The 13,778-nt window shown below is 68.3% G+C and carries 13 protein-coding genes; 3 read left to right on the top strand and 10 right to left on the bottom strand.

All coding sequences use genetic code 11. From position 1 onward, the window contains the following. Positions 1-6: 6 nt before the first annotated feature. Positions 7-729: a TetR/AcrR family transcriptional regulator gene (locus tag ON26_RS07220; protein ID WP_040795220.1), complete on the bottom strand. Its 723-nt coding sequence runs from the start codon at positions 727-729 to the stop codon at positions 7-9. A gap of 49 nt (positions 730-778) precedes the next feature. Continuing rightward, positions 779-1,072 (bottom strand): hypothetical protein, encoded by a 294-nt coding sequence (locus ON26_RS07215; RefSeq protein WP_040795219.1) that lies wholly within the window; start codon positions 1,070-1,072, stop codon positions 779-781. Between the two features lie 199 nt (positions 1,073-1,271). On the opposite strand from ON26_RS07215, the gene ON26_RS07210 reads away from it, so the two are divergent. Next, positions 1,272-1,565 (top strand): hypothetical protein, encoded by a 294-nt coding sequence (locus tag ON26_RS07210; protein WP_040795218.1) that lies wholly within the window; start codon positions 1,272-1,274, stop codon positions 1,563-1,565. Between the two features lie 41 nt (positions 1,566-1,606). On the opposite strand, the gene ON26_RS07205 is transcribed toward ON26_RS07210, so the two are convergent. From ON26_RS07205 to ON26_RS07175, 7 genes are all read right to left on the bottom strand, one after another. Further along, the gene (locus ON26_RS07205) at positions 1,607-2,887 is read right to left on the bottom strand and encodes a vWA domain-containing protein (protein ID WP_040795217.1); all 1,281 of its coding nucleotides are present in this window, start codon (positions 2,885-2,887) and stop codon (positions 1,607-1,609) included. 134 nt (positions 2,888-3,021) lie between these two features. Beyond that, the gene (locus ON26_RS07200) at positions 3,022-3,468 is read right to left on the bottom strand and encodes a MarR family winged helix-turn-helix transcriptional regulator (protein WP_040795308.1); all 447 of its coding nucleotides are present in this window, start codon (positions 3,466-3,468) and stop codon (positions 3,022-3,024) included. Positions 3,469-3,587: 119 nt separating this feature from the next. Then, positions 3,588-4,256 (bottom strand): MspA family porin, encoded by a 669-nt coding sequence (locus ON26_RS07195; RefSeq protein ID WP_040795216.1) that lies wholly within the window; start codon positions 4,254-4,256, stop codon positions 3,588-3,590. A 105-nt stretch (positions 4,257-4,361) separates the two neighbouring features. After that, positions 4,362-5,033 carry an MspA family porin gene (locus ON26_RS07190; protein WP_040795215.1) on the bottom strand — a complete coding sequence of 224 codons (672 nt, stop codon included), beginning with the start codon at positions 5,031-5,033 and terminating at the stop codon, positions 4,362-4,364. 285 nt (positions 5,034-5,318) lie between these two features. Beyond that, entirely contained in the window at positions 5,319-6,014 is a 696-nt protein-coding gene (locus ON26_RS07185) for a type 1 glutamine amidotransferase domain-containing protein (protein ID WP_040795214.1), read from the bottom strand. A 146-nt stretch (positions 6,015-6,160) separates the two neighbouring features. Further along, on the bottom strand, positions 6,161-7,351 hold the full coding sequence (locus ON26_RS07180; protein ID WP_051026777.1) for a phospholipase D-like domain-containing protein: 1,191 nt from the start codon (positions 7,349-7,351) through the stop codon (positions 6,161-6,163). A gap of 92 nt (positions 7,352-7,443) precedes the next feature. After that, positions 7,444-8,889, bottom strand: a complete 1,446-nt coding sequence (locus ON26_RS07175; RefSeq protein ID WP_040795213.1) for a carotenoid oxygenase family protein — start codon at positions 8,887-8,889, stop codon at positions 7,444-7,446. Positions 8,890-8,980: 91 nt separating this feature from the next. On the opposite strand from ON26_RS07175, the gene ON26_RS07170 reads away from it, so the two are divergent. Then, positions 8,981-9,616 (top strand): TetR/AcrR family transcriptional regulator, encoded by a 636-nt coding sequence (locus ON26_RS07170; RefSeq protein ID WP_040795212.1) that lies wholly within the window; start codon positions 8,981-8,983, stop codon positions 9,614-9,616. Positions 9,617-9,760: 144 nt separating this feature from the next. Continuing rightward, complete coding sequence (locus tag ON26_RS07165; RefSeq protein ID WP_051026776.1) at positions 9,761-13,186, top strand: phosphotransferase; 3,426 nt, start codon at positions 9,761-9,763, stop codon at positions 13,184-13,186. A gap of 62 nt (positions 13,187-13,248) precedes the next feature. On the opposite strand, the gene ON26_RS07160 is transcribed toward ON26_RS07165, so the two are convergent. Continuing rightward, a complete protein-coding gene (locus ON26_RS07160) occupies positions 13,249-13,479 on the bottom strand; it encodes a hypothetical protein (RefSeq protein WP_040795211.1) in 231 nt (76 codons plus the stop codon). Between the last annotated feature and the right edge of the window lie 299 nt (positions 13,480-13,778).

Raw genomic sequence — 13,778 nt, 5'->3', positions numbered from 1 at the left:
GCCGCGCTAGGTCAGCCCCCACGACCGGGCCAGGTCGGCCAGCACCGCGTCGAACATGACCTCCGGTTCCGACAGCGGCAGCGGATAGTTGCCGAACACCTCGAGGGTGACGTGCCCGTACAGCCGCGCCCAGATCTGGGTCATCAGGTAGGTCACGCCGAGATCGAGCTTCTCGGCCGGAAACTTCTGGCCCGACTCCGACAGCGCCGCCAGCAGTTCGGTACGGAAGTCCAACAGGTCTTCGCGCAGGGCGGGCGGGATGACATCGGTCGCCGGCGTGGTGATCTCGTAGGAGGTCAGCAGCCTTCCCGCGGCGGCGAGGAAGATCCGGCCGAACGGCTCGGTGAACCGCTGCGACACCGACCCCGAGACCGCGCCGGGCGAGGCGAACACCAGGGTGAACTCCTGGGTGTTGGCCAGCGCCCAGCGCCGGAAACCCCGGCAGATGGCGAAGAACTGGACGAGCCCGTTGTCCTCGGTCAGCGCGTCGATCTGCGCGGACAACTCCGCCGCCAGCTCGTCGCAGCACTCCGAACGCAGGGCGGCCAGCAGATCGTCGCGTGAGTCGTAGTACCGATACAGCGCGGGCGCGGTGATGCCGAGCGCGCGGGCGATGGCGCGCAGGCTGACCGCGTCGGGCCCGCGCTCGGCGAGCAGGGCGCGCGCCTGCTCGCGGATGTCGGCGTCGGCCACCACGGGCGCGCGGCCGCGCGGCTTCGACTCCCTCATAGCCGTCGATTCAAGCCCATCGCGCGCCCGCGTGGGGCGGATCAGCCGATCAGGCCCCGATCACCGCGTTCATGATCGTGCCCGCACTGGTGGCCACGGCGCCGCCGATCATGGCGCCGGCCACCATCTTCGGTGACTCCATGCCGCTGCCCGACCACTTCTCCCAGGCGAAGCGCCCGCCCGCGTAGATGATGCTGAGGATGCCGGACAGGATCGCGAACCAGGTCGCGTAGCGGACGAACAACATGATCTTGTCCGAGAGCGGAGGCGCCTCCGGTGTCGGGTTGCCGACCTGCGCCAACGTCGACACCGTGTCCCCCACAGCCATCAGGATGACGCTCACTGTTCACACCTCGCGTTGCAGCAGTACCGATTCCGGCGCAACGGCTTTGCGGCCCGGCGCCTCCACAATGATCGCGACCCGGCGACCATCCCGCAAGGACGGCGGCGCGTACGGGGAGGTGACTGCGCCACACCGGTTTACCGGATACCATTCGTAGAGCGATTCTCCTTGTCCCGAACCCGGAATGAGTAGCACGACGATGATTCTGGCCGCAGTACTCGACACCGCATCAGCATTCGACACCCTGGCTCAGATCGGTAACCCGACGCCTGAGGCCCCGCCCATGTCCGACAAGATCCTGCAGCTCGTGCGGTATCTCACCTGGTTCGTCCTCCTCGCAGGCATCTGCGCCATCATCTACGCGGGTGGCCGGTTCGCCTGGGAGAAGTGGTCCGGCGGCGGCCTGGAGTCGCCGAAGATGGTGGCCGGCGCCATGATCGGTGGTGCCGTCGCCACCAGCGCGGGCACCATCATGAACGCCGTCATCGGCTGAGCCGCGAACGCCGGCCGGGTCACCGCCCGGCCGGCCCGGTCTCAGCGCACGATCCCCGCCGCCTTCGCCGCTCGCAACCATTCCGGGAACTCGCCCAGCAGTCGCGCATACAGCTGCGCGTCGTCGACCTCGTCGATGTCGTCGAGCGAGAAGAATCCGGCGTTGTCGACCACGCGCCCGTCGAGATCGTCGAGTTCGCGCAACAGTCCGTAGTTGGCCTGTCCGAGCCCGATGAACTGCCAGAACGCGGGCAGCGCCGACGCTTCCCTGATCAGCGCCGCGATCTCACGCTTCTTGGAGAAGCCGCCGTCGGTGAAGAACAGCACCAGCGTCGGCCGCTGATCCGGCCGCAGGGAGTCGACGACCGCACGCATGACCGGCAGTTCGACATTGCGCCCGCCGATCTGCGCGTAGTCGTGGCCGCCGTGATGGCCGGACAGGTGCAGGTAGGTCTGCGACCACCGATCCGATTCGGCCACAGTGATGTCGGGCAACCTCAGGTAGTCGACGGCGTAGAGGTACGGCTCGAGTGCGCCGTCGTCGTCGAGCTGGGTGGCGATCGGGATCATCCGGTCGACCACCCGGTGCACCACCCCACGGTCGTACATCTTCGCCATGCTGCCGGTCTTGTCGATCACCAGCACCACCCGCGCCCGCACGCCCACGGCCTGTTTCGTCAACAGGACCTTGGCGACCTCCCGCTTGCGCAGATCGAGGGTGGCCCGCTTGGCGAAGGACAGCTTCGCCTCGTCCGGCACGGTCCGCACCGGCAGTTCCTCCGCGACCGGGCCGGCCTGCGCTGCCGGCTCGTCGTCGACGCTCACCCCGTGATCGGTCACCAGGTCGGCGAATCCGCCCGCATAGCCCTGCCCCACCGCGCGCACCTTCCAGTCCGCGCCGCGCCGATACACCTCGAGGGCGATCACCACCGATTCCCCGGCGAGACCGTCGATCCGGTACTCGAACAGCGCCGCGCCGGAGACATCCGAGACGGTCACCACCGGCGGCGCGAAGTCACCGAAGCGCGTGCCCGCGTCGTCGAGAGTCAGCACCGCGCGCACCGCGTCGATACCGGCGGGCAGCTGCGCGGTCCGGATCTCCAGGGCGGCGGGGGTTTGCGCGCCGAGCCGGACGCCCGGGGCGACAGGCTGGTTGAAGAAGACGAAGTCGGCGTCGGTGCGCACCGTCCCCGCTTCGGTCACCAGCAACGCCGAGACATCCACGGCCGCATCGGTGCGCACCGACACCACCACCCCGTCGGCTGCCAGCGGGCCGTTCTGTCCCTTGACCAACGCAGTGACCACCGCAGCAACTCCCGCCATCGGATTACGCTTCCCGGCACGTCCGCGCGGAGTGAGCGGCCGTGACCGCGGTCAGCGTAATCGCGGGAACAGCACGCCGCACCCGCTACCCGGTGAACCGGTGCCCCGGCACATGGCGCTCCCGGGTGTCCGCATCATCCGATTCCGCCCGGATCGAAGGACCTGCGCAGCGCGGCGCCGAGCTTGCGGCCCGCCGCGTTCGACTTCGTCCCGAACAGCCGGTCGTCGACCTCGGCGAGCACGCGCTCCGCCTCGGCGAGCAGCCCGCGTCCCCGCGGGGTCAGCTCGATCGTCGAGGCGGCGCCCGGCTTGGCGGTGCTGTCGCGCACCAGCCCCGCGGCGGTCAGCGACTTCATCGTCGCGTGCACGCTCTGCACGCTCACCCCCGCCATCCGGGCCAGCTCGCTGAACGACACCCCCGGCATCTGGTCGATGTGGCCGAGCAGCCCGAGTCTGCGCACGGTGAGATCGAGCTCGGCCAGGGCGGCATTGAGTTCGTTCTCGACGCGGCGGGCGAGGGTGAGCGCGACGATGGAGGCACTGAGAGCAGGCGGCTGCTGGCGCTCGGGCGGGGTGGTCACCGCTCCAGTCTCACCCACCGGCGAACGCCCGGCTACGCGCGTGCCCGCGACACCCGGCAGCGGGTCCGGCGTGATCGCCGAACCCGCTGCCGGAGAAGTGATTTCGCTCAGCGTATCGGTCAGCCGATGCTGAACGGCCGGCCCCACAACGTGACCGAGGAGGTCACGTGGTCGGTCTCGACCTTGACCCGCACGAAGGCGCGCGCCTGGGCGTAGCCACCGCAGCCGGACAGGCCGATGGTGGAGTCGGCCCAGGTGACCGAGCCGCTGTTGCCCTTGAACTTGTTGCGCTTGGCGTGGTCCTCGTTGCCGAAGTCGTCGGCTTCCTCGATGTCGAGGATGTAGAAGGACTTGGCCTGGCCGGGACCGAGGGTCAGCTCGCCGCCGGACTCGGCGCCGAGGCTGCCCGCGCCGTCCTCCCAATCGACGCCGCCCTCGACGCCGCCCTCGACGCCGCCGCCGTCGATGTTGACCTGGCAGCCCACCACATAACCGGGGTAGATGCTGCCGCCGATCTTGTCGCCGCCGGACAGCTCGACCTGCGCGCTGCCGGAGACCCACGCGTTGCGATGGACCGGGGTGGAGCCCAGCGACGGGCTGATGGTGGCCGACTCGCCGACGAGGCGGACGGTCACGACAGTGCCGTCGGACAGGGTCTTGGTGATCTCGCCGCCGGGCAGCGGAACGAAGGTGTCGGCGTTGGCCGCACCCGCGGACAGCATGCCGAACGCAACGGACGCCGCGGCGACGACGCCTGCTGCCCGCATGGAGTTCTTACGGATCTTCATGGTTGGTGCATCCCCTCCGGGATCGAGTTCTTCCTCAGCTGTGCCGGTTGCGTGCAGCAGCTGTGACTGATGTGTGCAGCGGCTGATGTGTGCCGCGGACCCGGATCAGCCGATGCTGAACGGCGCCCCGTAGAGGGTGGTCTTCGAGTAGTGGTCGCCGATGATCTCGACCACGGTGTAGGAACGCGCCTGGGCGTAGCCCGCACAACCCTGGATCTGGATCTCGTAGTCCTGGTACTCCACCGAGTAGACGCCCGGCTCCGGGATGTTCTTGTGGTCGATCTGGATGAACTTCACCTCGCCGGGGCCCAGCTCCAGGCCGATCGAGCCACCGAGGGAGCCGCCCTCGAGATCGATGCCGCCGGACAGTCCGGCCGAGATCGCGTCGTCGCCGATGGCGACCTGGCAGCCGACGATGTAGCCGGTGTTCAGCTGCGAAATGCCGTGCGTGGACGAGTTGTTGGTGCCCGCGCCGCCGGCCGGACCGTTGTTCGGGCCTGCCTCGCCCTCGGGGGTGACGGTCACGTCGGCGGTGGCGTTGCCCGATACCCAGGCCACGCGGCCCGCTCCGTTGGCGGCCAGCGACGGCGAGACGACAGCGTGCTCACCGGTGCGGGTGATGGTGACGCCGGGTCCGAGCTTCTGGCCGTCGGGCAGCGGCACGAACGTATCGGCGTTGGCAGCGCCGGCCGAGAACAGGCCGACGGCGATGGTGGCGGCGGCGCCGATGCCGACGACGCGCCCACCGCGCAACCCACTGGTGCGGTTGTTGCTCATACTTCCCCTCATCAGTTCAAGCGGTCAGCCCCTGTCACAGAGGGCAGTCGAATCCCCTCGGCGAGGCTGCCCCAGAGTTTCGCCGCCGCCACTGTCCACGAAGTGAATGGGCGGCCGACCGCGCGATGAACACTTCCGGGCAGGAATATGACGAAGGAATCTCCGTTCGATAACGACCATGCCGGAAGTACTGTGCGAGCTGGGAATTCGCTGCGCGCCGCGTTACCAAACGCAGAAAAAGACCGCCGCCGCCGAAATCGGCGACAGCGGTCGAGCCGGCCGGATTCACCCGACGGCAGCGAGCATTTTCTCCGCCAGCGGGCGCGCGGAAGCCGGATTCTGCCCCGTGTACACGGTCCGGTCGACCTCGATATGCGCCTCCCACGGCGCACCTTCGTGATAGTCCAGGCCCATCTCCGTGAGCCGGTCGGCGAGTAGCCACGGCGCCCTGTCGGCCAATCCCGCCTGCGCCTCTTCGGCATTCGAGAATGCGGTCACGCGGTAACCCCGGAACGGCGACTCGCCGTCGTCGCCACCTGTGGAGAGCAGCGCGGCAGGACCGTGACACACCACGCCGAGCGGCACGCCGGCGGCCAGCGCGGCGTCGAGCAGCCGACCGGAATCCGCGTCGACGGCCAGGTCCTCCATCGGCCCGTGACCGCCGGGAACGAATACCGCGGCGTACTCGGTGGGATCGACCTCGGCGACCGCGCGCGGACGCCGCAGCGGCTCCGCCGAGTCCAGTACTTCGCGAATCCGGCGCACGGCGTCCGGACCGCCGTTCGCCTCGTCGGACAAACTGCCCTCGTCCACGGTCGGCGCCACCGCACCCGGCGTCGCAACCTCGACCTCGTGCCCGGCCGCGGTGAACACTTCGTAGGGCGAGGCGAATTCCTCGGCCCAATAACCGGTCGGATGCTTCGTGCCGTCCGCGAGCGTCCAGTGATCGGCCGCCGACATCAAGAACAGGATCTTCGCCATTACGCCTCCTGCGGTGATCGGATTCTTCTGATCCAGCAGGCATATCCGGCGCGGCGGGATTCATGCGCGGCCGGTGGGCTCGATTGTGGTGGTCGATCGGCGTTGTGCCGGTCCGCCGTGCGGTGGTCGCGCCGATCGGGGCCGTTTCAGAGGAAGCGCCGGATGGGCTGCACCGCGAGTTCCTTGGTGCGCTGCAATGCCGAACGCCGCTTCCAGCGGCCCGCCTCGAGGAGCACCGACGACTCGATGTCGGCGTCGAAATGCCCGTCGAGGGTCGCGGTGAATTTCCCGTCGAGCACGGCCAGCATGACCTCTTCGTCGTGGTCGAGCGAGCGACGATTGAAATTCGTCGAACCGACCAGCGCCGCGACCCCGTCCACGGTGATGATCTTCGCGTGCATCATGGTCGGCTGGTACTGATAGATGCGCACGCCGCAGGCCAGCAGATCCTCGTAGAAATGCTGCCCGGCGAGCTGGCAGACCCGCTGATCGGTGTGCGGCCCCGGCAGCAGGATCTCCACCTCCACCCCGCGCCGCGCGGCCGCGCACAGCAGGTCGATGAAGAACGCGTCCGGCGCGAAATAGGCGGTCGCCAGCCGCAGCCGCTGCTCCGCCGACTCGATCACCACACGCAGCAGAGTCTGCATGTCCTGCCAGCCGACGCTGGCCGAGCCGCGCACCACTTGAACCACGGCCTCGCCCTGCTGAGTGTGCTCGATGAACCGATCCCGCTCGTCGATCAGTTCGTCGTGGCACTCCGCCCAGCCCTGCGCGAACGCCGCCGCGATGCCGTCCACCGCGGGGCCGCGCACCTGCACGTGGGTGTCGCGCCACTCGTTCTCGTTGCGCGCGTCACCGCACCATTCCTCCGCGATGCCGACCCCGCCGGTGTAGGCGACCTCCTCGTCCACCACCAGCACCTTCCGATGGCAGCGATGGTTCTGCTTGAACGGGGAGATGTAGGCGGGCTTGCGGAACCAGGCGATCCGCACCCCCGACTCGTCCATCAGCGCCAGCAGATCCTTCTCGATCAGCCTGCTGCCGAACCCGTCCAGCAGCAGCCGCACCCGCACGCCCGCCCTTGCCCGCTCGGCCAGCGCGAACGCGAACTGCCGCGCGATATCGCCCTGCCAGTAGACGAACGTCATCATGTCGACGGTGTGCTCGGCGCCCGCGATGCTCTCCAGCATGGCCGGGAAGATCTCGTCGCCATTACGCAGCGCGGTCAGCGCGTTCCCCTCCGAGGCCGCGATCCCGATCAGCCGTTCCAGCCGCCTGCGCAGGCGCACCGCCGGATCTCCGGATCCTGCCACAGGACGATCGATGGTCTCGGGCATGAGCAACTCCTCTGAACGCACGCATGGGCGGATACCCGATCACCGGCGGAACCGACACCGGTGTGAGCAGCCACACCCCTCGCGCCCGTCCGCTACCGCGCCGGCCCCGGCTCGGCGACGCGACGGGTGAAGGTCCCGTGGAATCCCCAGGGAATGTGGTGCTCGAGCCAGGCACTCGCCAACGGCCCCCGCTCGGGATCACGGGCATCGAGCACGACCAGTCGGGAACGATTCTCGGTGAGGTCGTGGTCGAGCGCGAGCAGCCACCCGTCGTCCTCCTGCGCGTCGCGGGCGCGCGGCACGAACAACGGCTCCCCGACCGAGCTCGCGCCCAGATCGCACCCGCTCGTCACGCCCGTCTCATGATCGACCTTGACGACCGCGTTGTAGAGCCCGGCCGGCCCGCCCGCGCCCGCGAAGTAGCTGTAGCGGTGGCGGCGGGTGGAACGCCGCCAGTCGTATTGCGGGAACTCTCCCGAACGATCGGACAATTCGCGCTCGAGCACCCGGTTTCCCGCGGTGACCCGATATTGCATGAGCCGGGATTCGGGAGACTGCGCGGTCTCGGGCGAGGCGCGATTGACCAATCCGGTCATGTGCTTCACACGGTCCCATTCGGTGTCGAGCCGGATCATCTCGATCACCACGTCCTGGCCGTCGTCGTAGGCATTGGTGAGGTGCATGTGCAGCAACGCCTCGTGCTCGATGACGCGCGGCCTGCCTCCCTTTCTCGGCACCAGCAGGAATCGCGTGCCCTTCTCCTTCCGGAACTCCAGCGCGTCGATGAACGATCCCGCCGCCAGCGCCAGCTTCGTGATGTTCGGCAGGATCGGATCGAGCACGAACACCATGTATCGGCTGGTCAGGGCGAAATCGTGGTTCCACGGCAGGTCGAGCATCGGCACCGTGGCCAGTCGCCGCAATCGTTTCGATCGATCGATCCGGAAAGTCCTGATCCGCGGGGTCGGCAGCAGATCCAAGCCGAAGTTGAACAACTCGCCGGTGACCGGATCCCACTTCGGGTGTGCCGAGAAGGCGCCGAGGAATCCGAGCCTGCCGCCGAAGTCGGTGGGCCCCAGCGTTTCCAGGGTGTCGAGGTCGAGGCGGTGCGGATTGCCGATCTCCCACAGCGCCAGCAGCCCGCCCGCGTAGTTCACGATGTTCGTATTGGCCACGTTCTTCGGCAACCGGCCGATATTGGCGAGCGGACCACCGGGAATCTGCGTCCCCACCCCGCGATACCGGACGCGATCGGAGTTCCGGCCGTGCAGGAAGTGCTCCGTGCGCACATACCGATTCCGGAACCGCACCGTTGTCCCGTCGAGCACGAACTGCGAGACCATCCCGTCGCCGTCGAACACGTTGTGCAGCAACGACCGCCCGACCTGATGTTTGCCAGGGCCGATCCGATACAGCGTGCCCCGCAGATCTTTCGGCCACCGGCCGTCGATCTGTCCGACCGTGTAGTCGTGCTCGTCGAGCAAGGGCGCCGTGGCCTTGCGATAGTCGCTCACCGTCGCGACGTGATCGAGCGGCATGACAGCGGCCTCCTTCGGCGCCGGTATCTGATGACGGCCGTCATCTGATGACGCACGTCCGCAATTCTGCGGGCCGACTAGAGTGCTGTCAATGACCACCTCGGCGCCCCGCAGCTACGGCGGCGTCAGTGCGGAAGACCGACGGGCCGACCGACGCGCGCGCCTGCTCGCCGCCGCCCGCACCACCTGGGGCCGGACGGGCATGGCGGCGGTGACCGTGCGCGGCGTGTGCAAGACCGCAGGCCTCACCGACCGCTATTTCTACGAACACTTCGCCAATCGCGACGAACTCCTCGTCGCCGTCGCCGACGACGTCCGCGACCACCTGCTGGCCGTCCTCGTCCGGGCAGGCGTGAGCGCCGAGGGCGGAGTCGAAGACAAACTCCGAGCGGCCCTGGAAGCCTTCCTCGACACCCTCGCAGGCGACCCGCACCTACACCGCATCGTCTCCAGCGACCCCGGCGACGTGCCCGCCCTGGCCCAACGCCGCCACGACGTCCTCGCGATCATCGCCGACCTCGTCGTCGCCAACGCCCCCGACGTCCTCGAATCCGACTGGGACCACGACGCATTGCGCCGCGCGGCCATGTACATGACCGGCGGCGTCGATCAGCTCGTCGAAGGCTGGCTCGCCGGAACGATCGAGATGACCGCACCGGAACTGGCGGACGAGTGCGCGCGCCTGTGCGTGAACGTCATGCGCGCCACCGGAGTCCGCCCCACCTGACCCCCACCCGCGGACAAGGCAACTCCTCGACGACGCCGAGCAGTCGGCGTCCACGCCCTGCGATAACCGGCGTACCGCAACGATATTCACCTACGATCGACTCCACCGGCATGCTCACCGGACATGCCGCGTGGAGGGGGATCCATGGTGCTGACCGCGCGCTTCCAACCCGGCGCCACCCGACGTCCGTTCGTGAACCGGGAGTCGGTGCTCTCGACCTTCGACGAGTTGCTACGTGAGTCCGGCGAGCGGCCGAGAGTGCTGTCGGTCAGCGGCATAGGCGGCATCGGCAAGTCGCGACTGCTGGCCGAGTTGCGGTCACGCAGCGCTCAGGAACGGCCGAGCGCCCTGCTGGATCTGCAGGTCCCCAGCCAGCGGCAGGCGGCAGCCGCGCTGGCGGTGCTGCGCATCCAGTTCGGTACACAGAGGGTCAAATTCCATCGCTTCGACATCGCCTGCGCGGTGCTGTGGCAGCGGCTGCACCCCCACCTGCGGTTGTCGGCCGATGGGTTCACTTTGACCGAGCACAGCGAGATCCTGACCGAGATCCTCAACGACTCGACCGGGATCCCGGTCTTCGGGACCGCCGCCAAGCTGCTCGAATCCGGAACCAGGTGGGCGATCCGCACCCGCCGCATCCGGCACGATCCGATCCTGCGGGAGCTCGACCAGATGAGCTTGGGCACGCTCGAAGCAGCCGTGTCCTATCTCTTTGCCGAGGACCTGAAGGCGGGTACGGGCGAGCGCTCCTATCTCGTCTTCGTCGATGCCTACGAAGCCATGATGGGTGGCGCCGACCGGGAGGGCCGCGAGGCCGCCGCCGATCTGTGGCTACGCGACGTCATCGCCCAGCTCGACACCGGCCTGGTGGTCGTCGCCAGCCGCGAGCCGCTCGGTTGGGCCAGGCACGACCCGGAATGGGCCGACCGAGTGCGGGAGGTGGCCGTCGACGACCTGCCCATGCAGGCACGATACGAACTACTCGACGCCTGCGGTGTCCGGGACGACGCCGAACGGGAAGCCATCGCCCTCTCCAGCGGCGGAGTCCCGTTCTATCTCCATCTCGCGATCGACGCCCGTGCTCACCAGGGCGCCGCTGTCACCGATGAACTGGTTTCCCCCGAAGCGATCCTGGATCGCTTCCTGCGCTATGTCTCGCGCGAGGAGATCCGCGTCCTCGAACTTCTCAGTGTGCCCAGAACATTCGATCGGGACATCTTCGGAACGATCGCCCGCCGGTTCTCACTCCCGGACAACTCGACCGTCTGGACCTCCCTCATCGGTTACTCGTTCGTGGACTCGGCCTCCGGCGACCGCTACCAACTGCATCAGCTCATGGTCGCGGCGCTGCAGCACAGACTCGGCTCGGACGTTCGAACAGAACTCCACGATGTCCTGCACCAGCTGTGGGCACAACGCGCGCAAGGCGATGACGGGCGGGTCGGGGCACTACGGGAAGCCGGTTATCACGGGGTCAGGGCAGGCTCACTGTCCGCGGTGGACCTGCTCCAGTACGTCGACCGCATCGAGGCGGCGGGCGGCTACCAGGGAATCGAAGGGGTGATCAGCGATCTGGACCACCTGATCCGCGATCCGCGTGAGAACGTAGCGGGTATGGCCGAGCTGTCGGAACTGGCGAAGTGTCTGGAAGCAGAAGCCGCGCTGCTGCTGGGCGACGCCAAGCAAGCGGATCTCCTGACCCGCGGCATGGACCTGAACCGCCCTGGCCCGATCGTGGACCGCCTGGCGGTCGCCGCCGCCAACGCGCGCCGCATTCTCGGCGAAACCGATGCGGCGCTGACCATCTACACCGCGGTGTGGAACAGCGGATCGGGCCGCGCGCGGCTGGAGGCCGGGCACTGGGCAGCCGATCTGCACATGTGCCAGGGCCGGTTCGCGCAAGCACTCCAGCTCTGCGACGAGCTGGTCGCGGCGGCAGGCGACGACCGCGAATTCCTCGGCGATGTCGCCCGTCTACGCCACCTGTCCTACCGCTTCGCCTTCGACACCGAGTCCGCCGCGCGCTTCCTCATCGAAGCCGACGAGCACTACCGAGCGGCCGGAAGCGCTGTCGGACAGGCGAATATCGCGACCAATCGCGCCGAACTGCTCGCGCTGACCGATCCGGCACAGGCCATCACCGCGGCCGGCGAAGCGATCCGTCGACAGCGCGAACTCGGCGCACTCCACGAGCTGGGAAAGGCCTACACCGCCCTGGGGCTGGCTCGCCTCGCCCTTTCCGAACTCGACGCCGCCGACACCGCGTTCACCGACGCCTGCGAGCACCTGGAGCAGGCGGGTTACCGATCCGGACGGGCCCGCGCCGAACTGTTCCGCGCGGCTGTCTGCGCGCGCCGTGGTCACAGACCCGACGCCATCCGGTGTGTGCGCTGGGCGATCGCCGAACTCGAAGCCACCGAGGTCTACCCGGCGCTGATCCTGGTCGCACGGGCGGTGCTCGCGCTCTACGGATGGTCCGAGCCGGATGTCTCCTCGGCCGCCCTGCGAGCGCTCACCCGCATCCAACCCCCCTCGCCCGGATCCGATCTGGATCTGTCCGCGCAACGGCTGATCGCCCGCATCCTGGCAATAGATCCCGACGAGTTCTACCGCGCAGCGACCCTGCGAACGGACCGGGCAGCGGGCTATTACAACCACAACGTCCGGGTCGACAGCGCCGTCGGCCCGATCAACGTCCGGATCCCCGTCCCCGGCGCGGACATGATGGATCTGCGGCAGTGGCCCGAAGCCGCCGTGCTGCGCGCCATCGAAGCCTCCGTCGATGCCGCACCACGCCTGCGGTGGGAATCGGCATCGCCGCTCTATCAAATCCACGACTTCATCGACGGCGAACTGCTCGACGACATCGCGCCACGCGGCGTCGCCGTGCCCGCGCATGTCCCGGGCGATGTCGCGACCCTCTTCGCCGATCTGCGACAGGTGCCGCTCGACGCACTGCCGCCCGGCCCGCGCGTCGAGGATCCGAGCGCGTTCGCCCGTCGCCTGTCCGAGGTGTCGCAGCGGGTCCACCGCGACAGCATCGCCGCGTTCGGCCGGCTCTACCGAGAGCTGGGCGTGCCCGAGCACCCCTTCGTCGAAGTGCTCGACGCATGGAACTCATTGGAGGCGAGACCGTTCCGCCTGATCCATTCCGACGTGCACAGGAAGAACATGATCCTGCGCGACCAGCGGGTGGTATTCATCGATTGGGAACTGGCGCTGTTCGGTGACCCGCTCTACGACGTCGCCTCCCACCTACACAAGATGGGCTACTTTCCCGCCGAGCGCGACGCCTTCCTGGCCGCGTGGACCATCGCCGAACCCGAGGCCGCCACCGGGCACTGGGAACGCGACCTGCAGACCTACCTGGACCACGAACGGGTCAAGTCGGTCGTCGTCGACGCCGTCCGCTACGCCAAGCTCATCGCCGGGGGACAACGCGGACCCGATGCCGAACGGGCGCTGGTCGACAGCCTGGTGGGCAAACTCGAGTGGGCGCGCGGCGTGTGGGGCCAGTCGGAACCCGTCGACCGGGAGCACGTGGAGCGTTCGTTGCGAGCGTGGCACTGAGGCCCGTCCGCTCTGCTCCGATCCCGGGGACCGCACCGCGATCCCCGGACCGAACCGGCCTGTCAGTGCTTCTTGGTCGTCTTGTTCGGCTTCTTCTTCGTCTTCGGCTTGTCGTGGTCGGGCTCCCACTCGTAGCCCGCCTCGTTCTGTTCACAGTGGTAGTTCTCGACGAGCACATCGCCGCGATCGAGTTCGCACCACCGTTCGGTCTTGCTGCACCCGGAAACGCCGAGTGTCGCCGCGACGGCGAAGCCGAGTGCGAGTGCTGTGGCCCTGGGCCGGTGACGACGCATCGTGAACCTGCTCCTTCGGTGCTACCTGGAAGTTCCCCCGCCGATTCTCCGGCGCAGGAACAGCATTCGGGGAATCGACCGAAAAGTCCAGCGATTCGTTCCGGCCCGCAGGCCGGGGCCGCGCGCCCCGAGCCCGAACGGCACGGCCGGCGACCGCGCGTCAATCCCGCGGTGCGCTCAGCCCGAAGGACCGGAGCAGCGCGTTGACCTCGTTGCGGTAGAGCTTGCCCGGGCTGTTGGTCTGCGCGCCCAGGTTCCCGCGGATCTCCAAGGCGACAAGGCCGCGCAACTGGGCGTTA

Source organism: Nocardia higoensis NBRC 100133, from assembly GCF_000308595.1.
GTDB classification, from domain to species: domain Bacteria; phylum Actinomycetota; class Actinomycetes; order Mycobacteriales; family Mycobacteriaceae; genus Nocardia; species Nocardia higoensis.
This window is presented reverse-complemented; position numbering and strand designations above follow the sequence as displayed.

Excerpts from the sequence above, each read along its gene's own strand:
- ON26_RS07220 (WP_040795220.1), bottom strand. The coding sequence starts at position 729 with ATGAGGGAGTCGAAGCCGCGCGGCCGCGCGCCCGTGGTGGCCGACGCC.
- ON26_RS07210 (WP_040795218.1), top strand. The coding sequence starts at position 1,272 with ATGATTCTGGCCGCAGTACTCGACACCGCATCAGCATTCGACACCCTG.
- ON26_RS07205 (WP_040795217.1), bottom strand. The coding sequence starts at position 2,887 with ATGGCGGGAGTTGCTGCGGTGGTCACTGCGTTGGTCAAGGGACAGAAC.
- ON26_RS07195 (WP_040795216.1), bottom strand. The coding sequence starts at position 4,256 with ATGAAGATCCGTAAGAACTCCATGCGGGCAGCAGGCGTCGTCGCCGCG.
- ON26_RS07190 (WP_040795215.1), bottom strand. The coding sequence starts at position 5,033 with ATGAGCAACAACCGCACCAGTGGGTTGCGCGGTGGGCGCGTCGTCGGC.
- ON26_RS07185 (WP_040795214.1), bottom strand. The coding sequence starts at position 6,014 with ATGGCGAAGATCCTGTTCTTGATGTCGGCGGCCGATCACTGGACGCTC.
- ON26_RS07180 (WP_051026777.1), bottom strand. The coding sequence starts at position 7,351 with ATGCCCGAGACCATCGATCGTCCTGTGGCAGGATCCGGAGATCCGGCG.
- ON26_RS07175 (WP_040795213.1), bottom strand. The coding sequence starts at position 8,889 with ATGCCGCTCGATCACGTCGCGACGGTGAGCGACTATCGCAAGGCCACG.
- ON26_RS07170 (WP_040795212.1), top strand. The coding sequence starts at position 8,981 with ATGACCACCTCGGCGCCCCGCAGCTACGGCGGCGTCAGTGCGGAAGAC.
- ON26_RS07165 (WP_051026776.1), top strand. The coding sequence starts at position 9,761 with ATGGTGCTGACCGCGCGCTTCCAACCCGGCGCCACCCGACGTCCGTTC.
- ON26_RS07160 (WP_040795211.1), bottom strand. The coding sequence starts at position 13,479 with ATGCGTCGTCACCGGCCCAGGGCCACAGCACTCGCACTCGGCTTCGCC.